This window comes from Hymenobacter persicinus (assembly GCF_004167665.1).
Classification (GTDB): Bacteria; Bacteroidota; Bacteroidia; order Cytophagales; family Hymenobacteraceae; genus Hymenobacter; species Hymenobacter persicinus.
The window spans coordinates 1-311 of record NZ_SEWE01000102.1 but is presented as its reverse complement, the minus strand read 5'-3'; the positions used below and the strand labels follow the sequence as shown (position 1 = coordinate 311).

1 protein-coding gene is annotated in these 311 nt (G+C 69.5%); it reads right to left on the bottom strand.

Features of this window, described 5'->3' with window-relative positions:
- Window positions 1-311, bottom strand: a 311-nt coding sequence (locus EWM57_RS21315; protein ID WP_242510163.1) for an Ig-like domain-containing protein, incomplete at both ends; no start/stop codon positions are given.

Below are 311 nucleotides of genomic sequence, written 5' to 3'. Positions count from 1 at the left end.
GCGCGGGCCGTCAGGCTCAGCGTGCCGGCGGCGGTAGGCGTGAAGCTCAGGGCGTAAGGAGCCGAGGTGTCTTCGCCGAGCTTGGTCGTGCCGTTGAAGAATTCCACTTTGGTCACGGTGCCGTCAGCATCTGCTGCGGTAGCCGTCAAACTCAGGGCCGTGCCCACCGTGCCCGTCGAGGGGGCCGTCAGCGTAACCGTCGGGGCCGAGTTGGCGGGAGTCGTTACCGTCACGCTCTTGGCGGCGGTGGTCGTGCTAGCCCCGGCGTTGTCGGTAGCGCGGGCCGTCAGGCTCAGCGTGCCGGCGGCGGT